The sequence below is a fragment of the Lysinibacillus sp. fls2-241-R2A-57 genome (genome assembly GCF_030209535.1).
In the GTDB taxonomy this organism is placed as follows: domain Bacteria; phylum Bacillota; class Bacilli; order Bacillales_A; family Planococcaceae; genus Lysinibacillus.
The window spans coordinates 1-15,247 of record NZ_JARVRU010000083.1; the positions used below are offsets into that span (position 1 = coordinate 1).

General features: G+C 32.1%; 14 protein-coding genes. All 14 read left to right on the top strand.

From position 1 onward, the window contains the following. The first annotated feature begins 693 nt into the window (after nucleotides 1–693). The 14 genes from QRN68_RS14275 (at nucleotide 694) to QRN68_RS14340 (ending at nucleotide 15,244) form a co-directional block, all read left to right on the top strand. Entirely contained in the window at nucleotides 694–2,388 is a 1,695-nt protein-coding gene (locus tag QRN68_RS14275) for a motility associated factor glycosyltransferase family protein (protein WP_285397561.1), read from the top strand. 11 nt (nucleotides 2,389–2,399) lie between these two features. Further along, nucleotides 2,400–2,744 carry a DUF8042 domain-containing protein gene (locus QRN68_RS14280; RefSeq protein ID WP_285397562.1) on the top strand — a complete coding sequence of 115 codons (345 nt, stop codon included), beginning with the start codon at nucleotides 2,400–2,402 and terminating at the stop codon, nucleotides 2,742–2,744. A 10-nt stretch (nucleotides 2,745–2,754) separates the two neighbouring features. Next, nucleotides 2,755–3,951 (top strand): 6-hydroxymethylpterin diphosphokinase MptE-like protein, encoded by a 1,197-nt coding sequence (locus tag QRN68_RS14285; protein WP_285397563.1) that lies wholly within the window; start codon nucleotides 2,755–2,757, stop codon nucleotides 3,949–3,951. A 14-nt stretch (nucleotides 3,952–3,965) separates the two neighbouring features. Then, the gene (locus QRN68_RS14290; protein WP_481817452.1) at nucleotides 3,966–4,967 is read left to right on the top strand and encodes an NAD-dependent 4,6-dehydratase LegB; all 1,002 of its coding nucleotides are present in this window, start codon (nucleotides 3,966–3,968) and stop codon (nucleotides 4,965–4,967) included. Then, complete coding sequence (locus QRN68_RS14295) at nucleotides 4,964–6,118, top strand: LegC family aminotransferase (protein ID WP_285397565.1); 1,155 nt, start codon at nucleotides 4,964–4,966, stop codon at nucleotides 6,116–6,118. The genes QRN68_RS14290 and QRN68_RS14295 overlap by 4 nt, the downstream gene beginning before the upstream one ends. Next, nucleotides 6,118–7,158, top strand: a complete 1,041-nt coding sequence (locus QRN68_RS14300) for a hypothetical protein (RefSeq protein WP_285397566.1) — start codon at nucleotides 6,118–6,120, stop codon at nucleotides 7,156–7,158. The genes QRN68_RS14295 and QRN68_RS14300 overlap by 1 nt, the downstream gene beginning before the upstream one ends. Nucleotides 7,159–7,288: 130 nt before the next feature. Next, nucleotides 7,289–8,503: an FkbM family methyltransferase gene (locus tag QRN68_RS14305; protein ID WP_285397567.1), complete on the top strand. Its 1,215-nt coding sequence runs from the start codon at nucleotides 7,289–7,291 to the stop codon at nucleotides 8,501–8,503. Between the two features lie 20 nt (nucleotides 8,504–8,523). Beyond that, nucleotides 8,524–9,696 carry a Gfo/Idh/MocA family protein gene (locus QRN68_RS14310; RefSeq protein ID WP_285397568.1) on the top strand — a complete coding sequence of 391 codons (1,173 nt, stop codon included), beginning with the start codon at nucleotides 8,524–8,526 and terminating at the stop codon, nucleotides 9,694–9,696. A gap of 17 nt (nucleotides 9,697–9,713) precedes the next feature. Then, nucleotides 9,714–11,219 (top strand): class I adenylate-forming enzyme family protein, encoded by a 1,506-nt coding sequence (locus tag QRN68_RS14315; RefSeq protein ID WP_285397569.1) that lies wholly within the window; start codon nucleotides 9,714–9,716, stop codon nucleotides 11,217–11,219. 11 nt (nucleotides 11,220–11,230) lie between these two features. Then, the gene (locus tag QRN68_RS14320; protein ID WP_285397570.1) at nucleotides 11,231–11,476 is read left to right on the top strand and encodes a phosphopantetheine-binding protein; all 246 of its coding nucleotides are present in this window, start codon (nucleotides 11,231–11,233) and stop codon (nucleotides 11,474–11,476) included. A 63-nt stretch (nucleotides 11,477–11,539) separates the two neighbouring features. Further along, nucleotides 11,540–12,421, top strand: a complete 882-nt coding sequence (locus QRN68_RS14325; RefSeq protein WP_285397571.1) for a polysaccharide deacetylase family protein — start codon at nucleotides 11,540–11,542, stop codon at nucleotides 12,419–12,421. Between the two features lie 6 nt (nucleotides 12,422–12,427). Next, entirely contained in the window at nucleotides 12,428–13,555 is a 1,128-nt protein-coding gene (neuC, locus tag QRN68_RS14330; RefSeq protein ID WP_285397585.1) for a UDP-N-acetylglucosamine 2-epimerase, read from the top strand. Next, entirely contained in the window at nucleotides 13,552–14,628 is a 1,077-nt protein-coding gene (gene neuB, locus QRN68_RS14335; RefSeq protein ID WP_285397572.1) for an N-acetylneuraminate synthase, read from the top strand. The genes neuC and neuB overlap by 4 nt, the downstream gene beginning before the upstream one ends. Further along, the gene (locus QRN68_RS14340; RefSeq protein ID WP_285397573.1) at nucleotides 14,621–15,244 is read left to right on the top strand and encodes an acetyltransferase; all 624 of its coding nucleotides are present in this window, start codon (nucleotides 14,621–14,623) and stop codon (nucleotides 15,242–15,244) included. Before neuB ends, QRN68_RS14340 begins: the two co-directional genes overlap by 8 nt. The last annotated feature ends 3 nt before the right edge of the window (nucleotides 15,245–15,247 follow it).

A 15,247-nucleotide genomic window follows, 5' to 3' on the forward strand; every position in this document is an offset into this window, starting at 1 on the left:
CCGTACGTACGGTGGTGTGAGAGGTCGGGAGTTAATCACTCCCTCCTACTCGATTATCAGTTTCATAAATCATACTTTTTATGAGCTTAGACTGCTCCTATTAAGTAAACCTACGTTTTTTTTATTTTTTCTACATTGAGTTTGTACTTGTATAAAGCATTCATACGATCCACTGCTAACTTACAGGCATTATAAATAAACGTCACCAGGTAGTAATGAAGTTTAGCTTTTCTTTCTGTTCTATGACGGACATTATTTAACTGAAAATATCGCTTTAGTTTGCGTAGTTTTCTATAAAGACGATGCGTACTGCTCCTCATCATTCATATCGTTGAACGTATCCCGACTAATATTAAATGAGTTAATTTCATAATTTTACGCCTCGTATCAAGGGTTTCCAAACAAAGTATAGGAATCTTTCTAGATTTGGTATCATTGTAGCGATTAAACAATTTAAAAACACCAATTTGGGAATGATGCCTTATGACACTATTGAATACATTGCTATCCTATCGGTGTTAGGATGATTTAATCCAAATCAATAAAGAAATTTGTCTATTAGGTTCTAACTTTGTAGCTAACTTTGATGAATTATTAAACAAATGAAGAAAATTAAAAGTGTTAACAAAAGACATACTTACATTTTGTTCATATTTCCTAGAAAATGACGATATAAAATAGGAGGTGAAGGTTTTGGTAAAACATATTATTGAATATTTATCATCGAAAAATAATTTAAAAACAGTAGTCGTGGATGGACTATTATTACATAGTAAGTATGATCCTATAAAAGAGGCGGATAGAATAGTAGAAAAAGAGTTTGAACCGAATTTTGCTTATGTATTATTTGGTTTTGGATTAGGTTATATTAAGGATGCATTATTAAAGAGAATTGATGACCCTTCTAAGCTCATAATTATTGATCCGATATTTTCGTTATTAGACCAGGATGATAAATCACATCATGTTATTGAGAAAATAGACGAGAAAGAAATTGAAACTTATATTGCAAATCAATTACCTCAATTAAGTAAAAAAGTAAAAGTAGTATGTTCTCCAAACTACGAGAAATTATTTCAAAACGAATACAAAATGGTTTTGCAAATAATTAAAAATGTACAAATGCTTAATTTAGTAACTGAAAATACAGTGAGATATTTTGCGGATTCATGGCAAGAAAATTCAATTCATAATTTAGCTAATGTATATACAGGTATATCATTAGAAGCATTGAATAAGTATTATACTTGTCCAGTGATAGTTGCAGCAGGGGGACCTTCTTTAACAAAACAACTACCATTATTAAAAGAAATAGAAAAGAACGTGATTTTAATTGCTGCTGGATCGACTGTCAATTCGTTATTAAAAAATGAAATAGAGCCAGATTATATTGTCACTGTTGATGGATCATTAGCAAATTATAATCATTTTAAAGATATTGGTAAAATAAAATCAAAATTGATTTTTGCAATTACAAGTAATTACAAAATTCAATATGAATGTAAGAATGAAAAGTATGCATTTGTTGATGCAAATAATGTTGAGTATAGAGAGCAAATTAAAAAGTTATTTGACGTTGACTTACCATTGATTCTTGGTGGAGGATCGGTGGCTAATTTTTGTTATTCAATAGCAAGCTATATAACAACTGGACCAATTGCTATGATTGGACAAGATTTAGCATATACGGACAATAAGTCACATGATGAAAGTAATAAACATTTTATTGAGATTAATGATACCGTCAAACAAGAAAGACGAACATTTGAATTAGAGGGCTATTATGGGGATAAGGTGTTAACAGATTACTCTTTTTTGTCAATGAAAAAAGGCTTTGAAATGCTTCATTATCATAACAATAATGATAATGAAATCTATAATTGTACTGAAGGTGGAGTGAAAATTGAAGGAATAGAGCAACTGCCTTTTCGAACTTTTGTTGAGAGATTTGTGGATAGCAGTAATATAATAAATATGAATTCGGAAGTTAAAAGTAGGAAGGTAGATTACAAACTTTTTTACAGTATAATGAATAAAAATATAAAAATATATGATGACGTGATTAAAGAGATTAAAAATGCAATTATTTTTTTAAAAACAAACAATTCGACGATTTATTTTGATAAAAAAGTACTGAGAGGTCTTGAAAAAATAGACGCTAAATTAAAGAGAGCGTTTATTGAGCTTTCAATTGAATATATAACTGGGCCAATAACTATTGATGTATTAAGAAATTATGAGAAAGTACCAAATGAAAAACCTGAAGAAAGCTATAAAAGGGTATTTAATCAAAATTTAGAGTTATATACTAGATTACTAGAGGTTATTGAAAAATCAAAGCGTTATACATTAGAAGCAACTAAAGAGGCTGAAAATATATTTGGATAGGAATGGTAATAATGGAAAGAGAAATCTTAGAAGTATTAGAAAGTTATAACGAGTATTTAGGGAAAATTCCGTTTGGTTCGGAATATATTGCAAATAATTTAAGAGAAGATAATATTGCTGAGGCATTACAGGCCATTAGTAATTTTTCTGAAGGGGTTATTTGGATTACGGAAGCAAATAAGTTATTAAATGCAGGCGGAGTGAATGCTGAAATGGATATCGATAAAATTAAAGAATTTTTTATCGAAATAAATGAAGGATTAGAAAATAAAGATTACTTATTGGTCGCGGATTTATTTGAATATGAAATAGCAACATTTTTTAGCGAATCGAAACAAGTGACATTGAACATATAGTACTATGTTTATGAAATGGGAAGTAAAACATGCAAAAAATAATGAAAAAACATTAAAACTAAATAACATCTCTATTTATAGTACTTATAGACCTCTTGAGAGTGTTGAGAAGTGGATAAAAGCTGAAGTAGATATGAAAGTAGATAATTATTTGCTAATTGGATTAGGCTTAGGCTATCATTTGAAATCATTAATCAATTGTACGAAAAACAAAAAAATTGTTGTTTATTATTTTGATCAAGAAGAATTATCGTTGTTTTATGAAAATAACAACGATGGTTGGTGGAAAGTAGATAATATTCAAATAGTCAATACTTTAAAGGGGAAAGACTTTAAATCATTTCAAGTACTTATTCCCAACAGTTGGTTGACTGCAATTGGAGAAACACATCCTTTATTTAATTCATTAGAAATTATAAAAATAACACAAAATTCTTACAAAAATAATGCTGACAAGATGCAGGAGAATTTCCATTTAAATTGTTTATTAGGCGATGTTTCGTTTATGAAAACGCGGCAAGAAAAAGTGGCTTGCCTAGTAGCTGCGGGACCATCATTAGACAAAACAATAGATTGGCTAAAAATATATCAAGAAAAAATAGATATTTTTGCAGTAGGAACAGTGTTAAAAAAGCTATTAATGAATGAAATTATTCCTACTGCCATTGTTTTAACAGATGCAAATGATGTGATAAAATCCCAAATTGACAATAGTGGTTTTACTAGGAACTTATACTATTTAAGTACAACAAATCATAGTAGTGTTAAATTGCATCAAGGTCCACGCTATATAATGTATCAGGAAGGGTACACTAAGGCAGAAGAAGTAGCCAAAAAATATAATTATCCGATGATAGAGACGGGTGGATCTGTTGCAACGGCTACACTGAGCTTAATAGAGGCATTGGGGTATAAGCATGTAATTTTGTTTGGATTAGACTTAGGTTTTGAAAGTGATAAAACACATGCTGTTCTTACTAATTCAGTATTTGAAGGCTCCAAAGAGAAATTTCGAAAAATTGTCGCAAATGATGACAGTGTTATTAACACACACGCGATGTTTCAGGTTTTTTTACAATGGTTTAATGAGAAAATGAAAGACTCGGAACTTAATGTTTATAATACAGCCGAAAAAGGTGCAAAAATAAATCAGGTTCCATTAATAGATAAAAAAACTTTTGAAGAAATTGTCTGTAAAAATTATTAAAAAGGATGAAGAGATTGAAATCAAAAATATTAGTAACTGGTGCTGATGGTTTCATCGGCTCTCATTTAACAGAAGATTTAGTTCGTCAAGGCTATGATGTGCGGGCCTTTGTTTATTATAATTCATTTAATTCATGGGGCTGGCTGGATCAATCTCCAAAAGAAATTAAATCTCAACTTGATGTATTCTCAGGTGATATTCGTGATCCTTACGGTGTAAAGGAAGCGATGAAGGGCTGTACACATGTATTAAATTTAGCTGCACTTATCGCAATACCATATTCATATCACTCACCAGCAACATATGTCGATACAAATGTTACAGGTACATTGAATGTTGTACAGGCAGCGAAGGAACTAGGAGTAGAAAAAGTAGTACACACATCGACAAGTGAGGTGTATGGGACGGCATTATATGTACCAATAGATGAAGAACATCCATTACAAGGACAATCGCCTTACTCAGCTTCAAAAATTGGTGCGGATCAGATGGCATTATCGTTCTATCGTGCGTTCGATACACCAGTATCCATTATCCGCCCATTTAATACATATGGACCACGTCAATCAGCACGTGCCGTGATTCCAACAATTATTAGTCAGTTAGCAAGTGGTAAAACGACAATTAAGCTAGGTGCCGTTGATCCAACGCGTGATTTTAACTATGTGAAAGATACAGTACAAGGTTTTATTTCAGTAATGAACTCAGACAAATCAATTGGTGAAACTATTAATATAGGTTCGAATTATGAAGTGTCGATTGGTGAAACGGCTGAAATGATTGCGAATATAATGGGCGTCAATTTAACAATTGAAACAGACGAACAACGCCTTCGCCCAGAAAAGAGTGAAGTGGAACGTTTATGGGCGGAAAATAAAAAAGCAAAAGAGCTGCTTGGTTGGGAGCCTTGCTATGCTGGTAAAGATGGCTTCCGAAAAGGTTTAGAAGAAACAATCGAATGGTTTACAAATCCTAGGAATTTATCTCGATATAAGGCAGATGTTTATAATATATGAATAAACAATGGATAAAATTTGCTGAAAACATTAATCAACTGTATAGAAAAAATTTTGTACCATTACATGAACCAACATTTAATGAAAAAGAAGTAGAATATGTAACAGACTGTGTGAAAACAGGCTGGGTATCTTCAGTTGGTTCTTATGTTACACGTTTTGAGGAAGATTTAGCGAAGTTTGTAGGTGTGAAGCGTGCCGTGGCAGTAGTTAATGGTACTGCTGCATTGCATATTGCGTTAAAAATAGTAGGAGTAGAGTCAAATGACGAGGTATTATTACCATCGTTAACTTTTATTGCAACGGCAAATGCTGTGTCCTATTTGCAAGCCATCCCTCATTTTGTCGATGTGAATGAGGAGACATTAGGTGTCGACCCGTTTAAGCTTGAAAAATATCTTGAGGAAATTGCTGAATTGCGCCAAGGTGAACTATATAACAAGCAAACAAACCGCCGTATTAAAGCACTATTGCCAATGCATACATTTGGTCATCCTTGCATGATGGATGAACTCATTACCTTGTGTGAAAAATATAAGCTGATACTTATCGAGGATGCAGCAGAATCATTAGGTAGTTACTACAAAGGGAAGCATACAGGAACATTTGGGAAAGTAAGCGCCATGAGTTTTAATGGGAATAAAATTATTACTACAGGCGGTGGCGGTGCTATTTTAACAAATGATGAAGAACTTGCAGATTATGCAAAGCATCTAACAACGACAGCAAAGGTTCCACATCGTTGGGAGTTTATACATGATGAAATTGGCTTTAATTATCGCATGCCTAATATAAATGCTGCTTTAGGTTGTGCACAGCTTGAAAAAATGCCAGAGTATATTAAGCAAAAGCGAAATTTAACGAAATTTTATGAAAATCTAGTGGCGAATTTTGAAGGAATACGATTATTTAGAGAACCTTTTAATACTCAAAGTAATTATTGGCTACAAGCAATTTTGTTAGATGAACACTATAATCGGGATGAAATATTAGGTTTTTTAAATGAGCAAGGGGTTATGAGTCGACCAATATGGACACCGATGCATGAACTAGAGATGTTTATACAATGTCCAAAGATGGATTTAGCAGTAACAGAACGATTAAAACAAAGAGTTATTAATATTCCAAGTACGCCAATTGAGGTGAGATAATGAATAAATATGATGAAAGATATGAAATACGTTTAGCGAAATGTTCAGATATTGAAATGATTATGACATTTTTAAATGAGCATTGGCGTGAAGGTCATATTATGGCAACTGATCGAAAGTTATTTGAATATGAATATGTAAATGAAGATGATGTTAATTTTGTTTTAGCGATTGATAAAGGAACAGGATCATTAGAAGGAATTTTTGGTTTTTTAAATTGCTCACAAACAACAGATTTAAATAAAAAAGATATTTGGGGGAGCATGTGGAAAGTAGTAGATACTCGTGAGAACACACCGTTTTTAGGTGTCGAATTAGCTAAACGTGTAATGGATTTAACAAATTGTAGAACTCAGATTGGCAATGGTGCAAATCCAAATACAACTATTCCTTTGAGAAAAATGTTTTTTAAAGAATCTGTAGGGAAAATGCAACATTTTTACCTTTTAAGTGATAGTATAACAAATTTCAAGATAGCTCAAATCAATAAATTTCAACACTCTATAAATAAAATTGAAAAAAAAGTACGGTTAATTAGGTTAAATTCAATACAAGAAGTACAAAGTAAATTTGATATGGATAGTTTGGACACAATTCCATATAAAGATTCATGGTACTTTAATAAACGTTATTTTGAGCATCCTTATTATAAATATGATATCTATGGAGTTGAATGTGAAAACGAAGTAGGTGCCTTAGTAGTTTGTAGAGAAGTTATCCAAAATGATGCTAAAGTAATTCGAATTGTAGATTATTTAGGTGATGAAAGTTTATTTGAGGGGCTACATAAAGAATTTAAAGATATGTTAGTAGAACGGAATGTTGAATATATAGATTTTTATGTATATGGATTTGAAAATACATATATTTCAAATGCAGGGTTTACTTTACGCGATGAACAAGATTTGAATGTGATTCCGAACTACTTTGAGCCATTTTTACAAGCAAATGTAGATATATGGGTACACCACAAGTTACCAAATACTAAATTCTTTAAAGCTGATGGGGATCAAGACAGACCAAATTCAATGTTGAAATAGTTTGTTATTCGATAACCAAGATAGACAAAAGTAGTAACTAACTATATATGAAAGAAATAATTAAAAAAGTCACAATAGCTTAGAGGAAATTTAAATAGTTGTAATTCTTACTTATCTGCTGTTATTTTAAATGGCATATTTAGTTTTTAAAATTAGTTTTATTGAACTTAAATTGTTTAGTTACATAGAAAGGAAATTAAATATAATGTCACTTCATGAAAAGCTTTTATTAGAAAGTAATTGGGATGAAATAATAGATAATTACAGTAAGCGATATTTAGAAAGTAAAATAATTATATGGGGGTCTGGAGTAGGGGCCGATTTAGTTTATAGTTTTCTAGAGAGTAAAGGGTTAAAAGAAAATATCAAATATTTTGTTGATAATAAAGTTACTAGTATCGTAGAAGAAAAAAACGGATGCGAAATTATTACACCTACAGTACTAATTCAGGAATTGGAAAAAGAAGCCAACTATAAAATAATTGTTGCTTCTATGTTTTTAAGTGAAATAAAACCTAAATTATTAAAAATGGGTGTTAAAGAGGAAAATATAGATATTAGATGTTTTGGAATTGCCAAAGATTATTATACATTTAAAGAAAAGTATGCAACTGATATTGTTATGGAGAATTTATCTAGTTATAACGAAGTATATAACATGTTAGATGATGAGTTTTCTAAAAAAATATTTGTTGGAATAATAAATTCTAAATTAACACTAGATAATAAATATCTTTCTGGTATTAATTCTAAAGCACATATGCAATATTTTGAAGAAAATTTAATAGATTTAATGTCAGATGAAGTTTTTGTAGATTGTGGAAGTTTTGATGGAGATACATTAAAAATATTTAGTGATGTCTCTAAAGGAAATTATAAAAAGTATATTGCGATTGAAGCAGATCCAGACAATTTCAAAAAGCTAAAAATCAATGTTTCTAATAATAATTATAGCAATGTCCAGATATATAATCTAGCTTGTTGGGATAAAAAGGAAACTTTGTATTTCCAATCAAATTTGACGGCGGGACATGTTATATCTTGTGGAGAAGTGAAGATTGAAGCAGATACTTTAGACAATATTCTAAGTGAAGAAAAAATCACATTTATAAAAATGGATATTGAAGGAGCAGAAGAAAACGCATTAATAGGTGCAAAGAAAATAATTTGTGAGCAAACTCCTTTATTAGCAATTTGCTTGTATCATGACTTAAAAGACTTTTATAAAATTCCTTTGTTGATTAAATCATATAATGAAAATTATACATTTTACATAAGACATTATACGGAATTGGTCGATCAAGAAACAGTTTGTTATGCAATTCCAAAAAGTAGACTTAAATAAATGAAAAGGAGATGGGAGCAGTGAAGAAAATTGTAATAGGTTTGGTTGGGGCAGGGCGTGCTACAGAACTACATATGCAAGCACTTCAACGAGTAAGTGGAATCCCATTGCGATTTAAAACAATTGTCGCTAGGCGTGAAGAACAGTTAATTCCTGCGAAAAATTTATATGGATTTGAAATTGCTTCCTATGATTTTGAAGATTTAATTAATGATCCAGAAATTGATGTAATTGATATATGTACTCCTCCATATGTTCATGAAGATATGGTTATACGTGCGATGGAAGCAGGAAAACATGTTATTTGTGAAAAACCTCTTTCTGGATTTTTTGGACGAGAAGAAGACCCAGCTCCGGTTGGTAATACAGTGTCTAAAGTCGAAATGTTTAATCAATTATTACAGTCATTAGAAAAATTGCAGGCTGTAGTTGAAACATCAGGCAAAAAGTTTATGTACGCAGAAAATTTTGTATATGCACCAGCGGTAGTCAAAGCAGCTGAAGTTATTAAAGCGAAAAAAAGTCGTATTTTGTATATGAAAGGTGAAGAAAGTCTAAAGGGCTCTAGTTCACCAGTTGCAGGTGAGTGGTCGAAAACAGGGGGAGGCACATTTATTCGAACAGGTTCTCACCCACTGTCTGCTGTGTTATGGTTGAAGCAACAAGAGGCAGAAGCTAGAGGAACTAATATTAGCGTAGAAAGTGTATTTGGAGATATGGCGAGAATTACGCCATCTTTAACGGATTATGAGCATCGTCATATTATGGCAAGACCTAACGATGTGGAAGATATGGGGACCGTTATTATAACATTTTCAGATGGCTCTAAAGCAGTAGTTATTGCGACAGATGTTTGTTTAGGTGGCAGTAAAAATTATGTAGAACTTTATTGTAACGATGCTGCTATTAATTGTACGATAACATTAAATGATTTAATGGAAACATACTTTTTAGATGAAGATGGATTGGATAATGTCTATCTATCAGAGATGTTACCAAGTAAACAAGGATGGAATAAACCTTTCATTGCAGATGAAATTATTAGAGGCTATACAGATGAAATGCAGGATTTCATGGAATGTATTTATTATGATAGAGATCCTAAATCTGGATTTAAATTAGCATACGACACAATCAAAGTTACATACGCTGCATACATGTCAGCTGAAATAGGAAGTAAAGTAAATTTTTGATTGGGGATTAAAGGGAAATGGTAAATTTACTAGCAGATTTGTTTTTTGAAAAGGCTGAGTTAAATGAAAACAAGCTAGCTGTTTGGTGTGAAGATGAAAGTATCACATATAAAGACTTAGCAAACTTAACAAATCAATACGCTAATTTTTTATTAGAAAATCATGTTGAATATGGTGATCATATTGGGATACCTATGTATAATAATATTACTTCTGTAGCTTTAATTTTAGCAGCTGCAAATAATGGTATAGGCTTAGTTCCAATTAATCCAACCTTACCTGAAGAAGCGATTATACATGCTTTTGAAGCAGCGGAAGTAAAACATATTATTGCTACAAAAAGATTTTTTGAAAAGTATAGAAACTTAAATTTAAAAGGTCAATCATTTTGTTTAGATGCATATGTGGAAGGGAAAATTTCTTTTTTAGATATTGATAATTGCTCAAAATCTAGACCGTATGTACAGAAGGTTAATGGAAAAGAATCCTTTATTATTACATTAACTTCAGGTTCGACTGGAGCTCCAAAGCCAATTTTATTGACACAAGAAAATAAATATAAACGTATTAAAGCCCACTATAATTTATATGGAGTGACGGAGTATGATAGAGTACTAGCAGCAACTCCCTTGTATCATTCCTTGGCTGAAAGATTGGTATTAATGCCTTTGCTAGCAGGTGGAACTAGTATTTTAATGTCTCGATTCACACCGAAAAGATGGTTAGAGACTATTAAAGAACAAGGTGTGACATTTACGATTGCAGTTTCCGCGCAATTAAATCAAATAAATTGCGAACTTCCGAAAATTGAAATGAATGAAATTAGTTCGTTAAGATGCATTGTTTCTTCATCAGCACTGTTAGAAACCCATATTCGAAAAGAATTGATTGATAGATTAATGTGTGATTTCCATGAAATGTACGGTACATCAGAAAGTTCAACAGTAACGAGCATCAATTTTAAGGAAGCCTATAGTAAGCAAAATTCTGTAGGAAGATCTTTACCAGAAGCAAGTATTCAAATATTAAAAGACGATAATACGGTGGCGAAAGCATATGAAGTTGGAGAAATCCTTTGTAAAACTTCATTAATATGTGAAGGATATTATGGACAAAGTGATTTATTTGATGAAAATATTATTGAAGGCTACTTTAAAACAGGTGACTTAGGTTATTTAGATGAAGATGGCTTTTTATACTTTTCAGGTCGAAAAAAAGAACTTATAATAACTGGCGGAATTAATGTATACCCAACAGATATTGATAAAGTTGTAGGACGATTACCTGAAATTGAAGAATGTGCTACGTTTGCATATCCAGATAGGAAATTAGGAGAAATAGTGGCTATTGCTATTGTTTTGAAAAAAGATACTAATTTATCAATAAGAGATGTCCAGCGATATTGTGTGAAAAATTTGGCTGATTATCAGCTACCACAAAATATTTATTTTGTACAAAGACTACCTAAAAATGCGATGGGTAAATTATTAAGAACACAAATTATTGACAATATTATTGAATGAGGGTATTTATAATGAATATAAGAGATTATGTTTTATCAGCTTTACAAGAAAAACATAGTATAAATAATCTAGTTGATTTGGATAAATTAAACTATATCGAAGAGGGGTATATTGACTCTTTTGGTATTGTTGAATTTGTATGTAATTTAGAAGAACAATTTAATGTCACTTTCTCTGATGATGAAATGATGTCAGATGAATTTCAAGTGGTAGGAAAATTAATTAATCTAATTGAGTCTAAAATAAATAAAGCCTAAAATTCTACTCATAACTTATGCTATATATAAGTTATGAGTTTATTTTTAAAAAGGAGTATAGTCATGAAGGACTTAGTTATCATGTATCATTATGTAATGGAACCAGATCAATGGAAAGGAAGTGTCCCCATTTCTCCTAATGAATTTAAAAAACAAGTGGAATGGGCAAAAAAATATTACGAAATTATTAAACCAGAGGATATGAATAAGCCTACTACCAAACCGAAATGTATTATTTCTTTTGACGATGCAACAAAAGATCAATATAAAAATGCATTTAGAATTTTGAAGGAATTAGAGGTGCCAGGATATTTTACTCTAATGTCAGGGCCTTTAGTTGAAAGGCAAGTACCTATATTTCATTTAGTTCATACGACCCTATCTTATTTTAATGATAAAGAAATTTGGGAAGAAGTTTCTTTAAAAGTAGATAAAGATGAAATTAAAAATAAAAGTGAGATTTACTCTTATGAAGAAAATGAGTATAGAAGGTTTGTTAAATATTTATTCAATTTTTATTGGTCAGAAGATGAGAGCCGAGCTTTTTTAGAGGAAAAAGTGATTTCTATTTATGGATCATTAGATACGTTTATAGATGAATTTTATATATCCGAGAAAGAAATTATCGAAATGGATAAGGCTGGTATGTCTATTGGTATTCATTGTGTGAAACATATACCTTATGATGGGAATGCTCAAGACTTTTATAATAAAGAGATTAAACCGTGTAAAAATCATTTTGAAAAACTTTTAAATAAAGAAATTAAATTGTATACACCTTCTTTTGGGGGCGGAGAAAAAGCAACTAGAATGCAAGAGGAACTACTACATATTTTGAGAGAAAATGGTTTCATTTCAGGGTTTACTACGCAGAAAGGTTTGACGACATTAGGCAAAAACTTTTGGCATAATCGAATAGATTGTAATCAATTAAATTATGAATGAGGTAGAATCGACGTGAAAATTTGCTTTATAACGGCTACAAGAGCAGAATATGGTTTATTACAACCTCTAATGGAGAGAGTTCAGAAAAGTGAAGATTTTCGAATGCAACTTGTAGTTACAGGTATGCATTTATCACCAGAGTTCGGCAGTACTTATAAACAGATTGAAAATGATGGATTCATAATAAATGAAAAAGTAGAGATACTTGTCTCAGCAGACACCGCTACAGGTGTAGTGAAATCTATGGGGCTTGCTACCATTGGTTTTGCTGATGTACTTGCACGTTTACAACCAGATTTAATTATTCTTCTAGGCGACCGTTTCGAAATGCTAGCTGCTGCTCAAACTGCACTTATTATGCAAATTCCAATAGTTCATATTCATGGTGGTGAATGTACTTTTGGCGCATATGATGATGCAATTCGCCATTCAATTAGTAAAATGGCCACATGGCATTTTACTAGTACAAAATCACATCGTAACCGTGTTATACAATTAGGTGAATCCCCAGAGCGTGTATTTAATGTTGGTGCGATTGGGATAGAAAATATTTTAAATTTGCATTTGATGACAAAGGAAGAACTATTTGAGAAACTTCAGCTAGATAAACAGTTGACAATGTTTTTAATTACGTATCATCCCGAAACAAATGGTGAAACAGATGGGATTTTTAAGTTGCTGAAGGCGTTAGAGAGTTATTCAGATGTAAATTTACTCTTTACGAAGTCAAATGCGGACAATGGAGGGAGGATGATTAATGAAGCTATTCACGAATTCACATTAACACATAAAAATGCAAAATTATACGATTCATTAGGACAGTTAAAATATTTAAGTGCAGTAAAGCATGCAGAAGTAGTAATAGGCAATTCATCAAGCGGAATAATTGAAGTTCCTTATTTAGAGACACCGACAGTAAATTGTGGAATGAGACAGGAAGGTAGGGAACAACCAAATTCAGTGTTTAATACAGCGCTTGATACAGAGGAAATTTATTCTACTATTGAAAAAGCTAGAAAGTTTAATGGTGAATATGACTACATTTTTGGGGAAGGTCAAGTGTCAGAAAAAATTATGACTATTTTAAAGGAATTATCGTCATTTTCTATAAAAAAGGAGTTCTACGATTTATGAACAAAACTTATATTATTGCAGAAGCAGGAGTCAATCACAATGGTTCATTAGAAATGGCGAAGAAGCTTGTAGAGGTTGCAAAAAAAGCTGGGGCAGATGCAGTAAAGTTTCAAACGTTTAAGGTGGAAAACTTAGTAACAAAACAAGCAAAGCAAGCCGACTATCAAGTAGATAATTTAGGTGAGGCTACGTCACAATTTGCGATGTTAAAAAAGTTAGAGTTAACTTATGAGGAATTTGAAGAGTTGAAAGCTTTTTGCCAAACAGAAGATATCGCATTTTTATCGACACCTTTTGATTTTGAAAGTGTCGATTTTTTACTAGATAAACTAGCTGTTGAAAAAGTTAAAATTCCTTCTGGGGAATTAACAAATGCCCCATTTATTCATTATATGGCTACAAAACGTAAGCCAATTATTTTGTCAACAGGTATGGCAACAGTTGAAGAAATTCACGAAGCATTAGCGTTTATCGCATGTGGTTTAGCGAATCCTTTAGATGCTGTGACAATGGAAACTGTGCAGCAATTTTATCATACAGAAGAAGCAAAAAAGGTGTTACAACACTATGTAACGCTTCTACATTGTACAACACAATACCCAGCTCCAGCTTCTTCTATTAATTTAAATGCAATAAGCGAAATGAAGGAGATTTTTGGATTACCGATAGGTTTATCTGATCATTCTGAAGGAATACGTATATCGATTGCAGCTGTTAGTTTGGGGGCAAAAGTGATAGAAAAACACTTTACATTAGATAAGACATTAGAAGGACCAGACCATATAGCTTCTTTAAATCCAGATGAACTAAAGGAAATGATTGGTGGAATACGAGAAATAGAACAGGCACTTGGAGATGGGGTAAAAAGACCGACAACTACAGAGCTTCAAAATCGTATGCCAGCACGAAAAAGCTTAGTTGCAAAAAGGCCTATTAAGATTGGTGAAGTGTTTTCTGCTAGCAATTTGACTATAAAAAGGCCTGGAAGCGGTATCGCTCCATCTAAATATTGGTCTTATATAGGGAAGGGTGCTTTAAAGTCATACGATGAGGATGAGCTTATAGATGAGTAAGCCGATTATAATCATTGGAAACGGTGGACATGCATCCGTGTTAACGGAAATTTTGCTAACGCATGGAGAAAAAATGTTAGGTTTTACTGCTCCTACAATAGAGAAGAATCAATTTTCATTACCTTATTTAGGAAATGATGAAGTGGTATTTAAATATTCGCCTTCGGATATTGAGTTAGTTTTAGGGGTAGGAATGGTACAGCCATCTCCTTTGCGTAGGAAAATATTTCAATATTTTTTTGATAGGGGCTATAAATTTAAATCAATTATACACTCTTCAGCTATTGTGGCACCTTCAGTCAAACTTGGACAAGGTGTTCAAATAATGGCCGGGGTTATTATTCAAACGAACACAGAAATTGCCGATAATACTATTATAAATACGGGGGCATTAATTGATCACGACTGCAGGATTGAGCAACATGTACATATCGCCCCAGGATCACAATTATCAGGGGCTATACATGTGCAACAAGGAGCACATATTGGAACAGGTGTAACGATTATACAAGGTATACTAATTGGCTCAAATTGTTTAATCGGTGCCGGATCAGTAGTCGTGAAGAATATTCCTGATGGGGCAACAGCATTAGGGGTGCCTGCGAAGGAAGTGTAAATG

Coding starts and splice junctions, on each gene's coding strand:
- QRN68_RS14315 (WP_285397569.1), top strand. CDS start 9,714: ATGGTAAATTTACTAGCAGATTTGTTTTTTGAAAAGGCTGAGTTAAAT.
- QRN68_RS14340 (WP_285397573.1), top strand. CDS start 14,621: ATGAGTAAGCCGATTATAATCATTGGAAACGGTGGACATGCATCCGTG.
- neuB (WP_285397572.1), top strand. CDS start 13,552: ATGAACAAAACTTATATTATTGCAGAAGCAGGAGTCAATCACAATGGT.
- QRN68_RS14300 (WP_285397566.1), top strand. CDS start 6,118: ATGAATAAATATGATGAAAGATATGAAATACGTTTAGCGAAATGTTCA.
- QRN68_RS14295 (WP_285397565.1), top strand. CDS start 4,964: ATGAATAAACAATGGATAAAATTTGCTGAAAACATTAATCAACTGTAT.
- QRN68_RS14325 (WP_285397571.1), top strand. CDS start 11,540: ATGAAGGACTTAGTTATCATGTATCATTATGTAATGGAACCAGATCAA.
- QRN68_RS14320 (WP_285397570.1), top strand. CDS start 11,231: ATGAATATAAGAGATTATGTTTTATCAGCTTTACAAGAAAAACATAGT.
- QRN68_RS14280 (WP_285397562.1), top strand. CDS start 2,400: ATGGAAAGAGAAATCTTAGAAGTATTAGAAAGTTATAACGAGTATTTA.
- QRN68_RS14305 (WP_285397567.1), top strand. CDS start 7,289: ATGGCATATTTAGTTTTTAAAATTAGTTTTATTGAACTTAAATTGTTT.
- QRN68_RS14285 (WP_285397563.1), top strand. CDS start 2,755: ATGAAATGGGAAGTAAAACATGCAAAAAATAATGAAAAAACATTAAAA.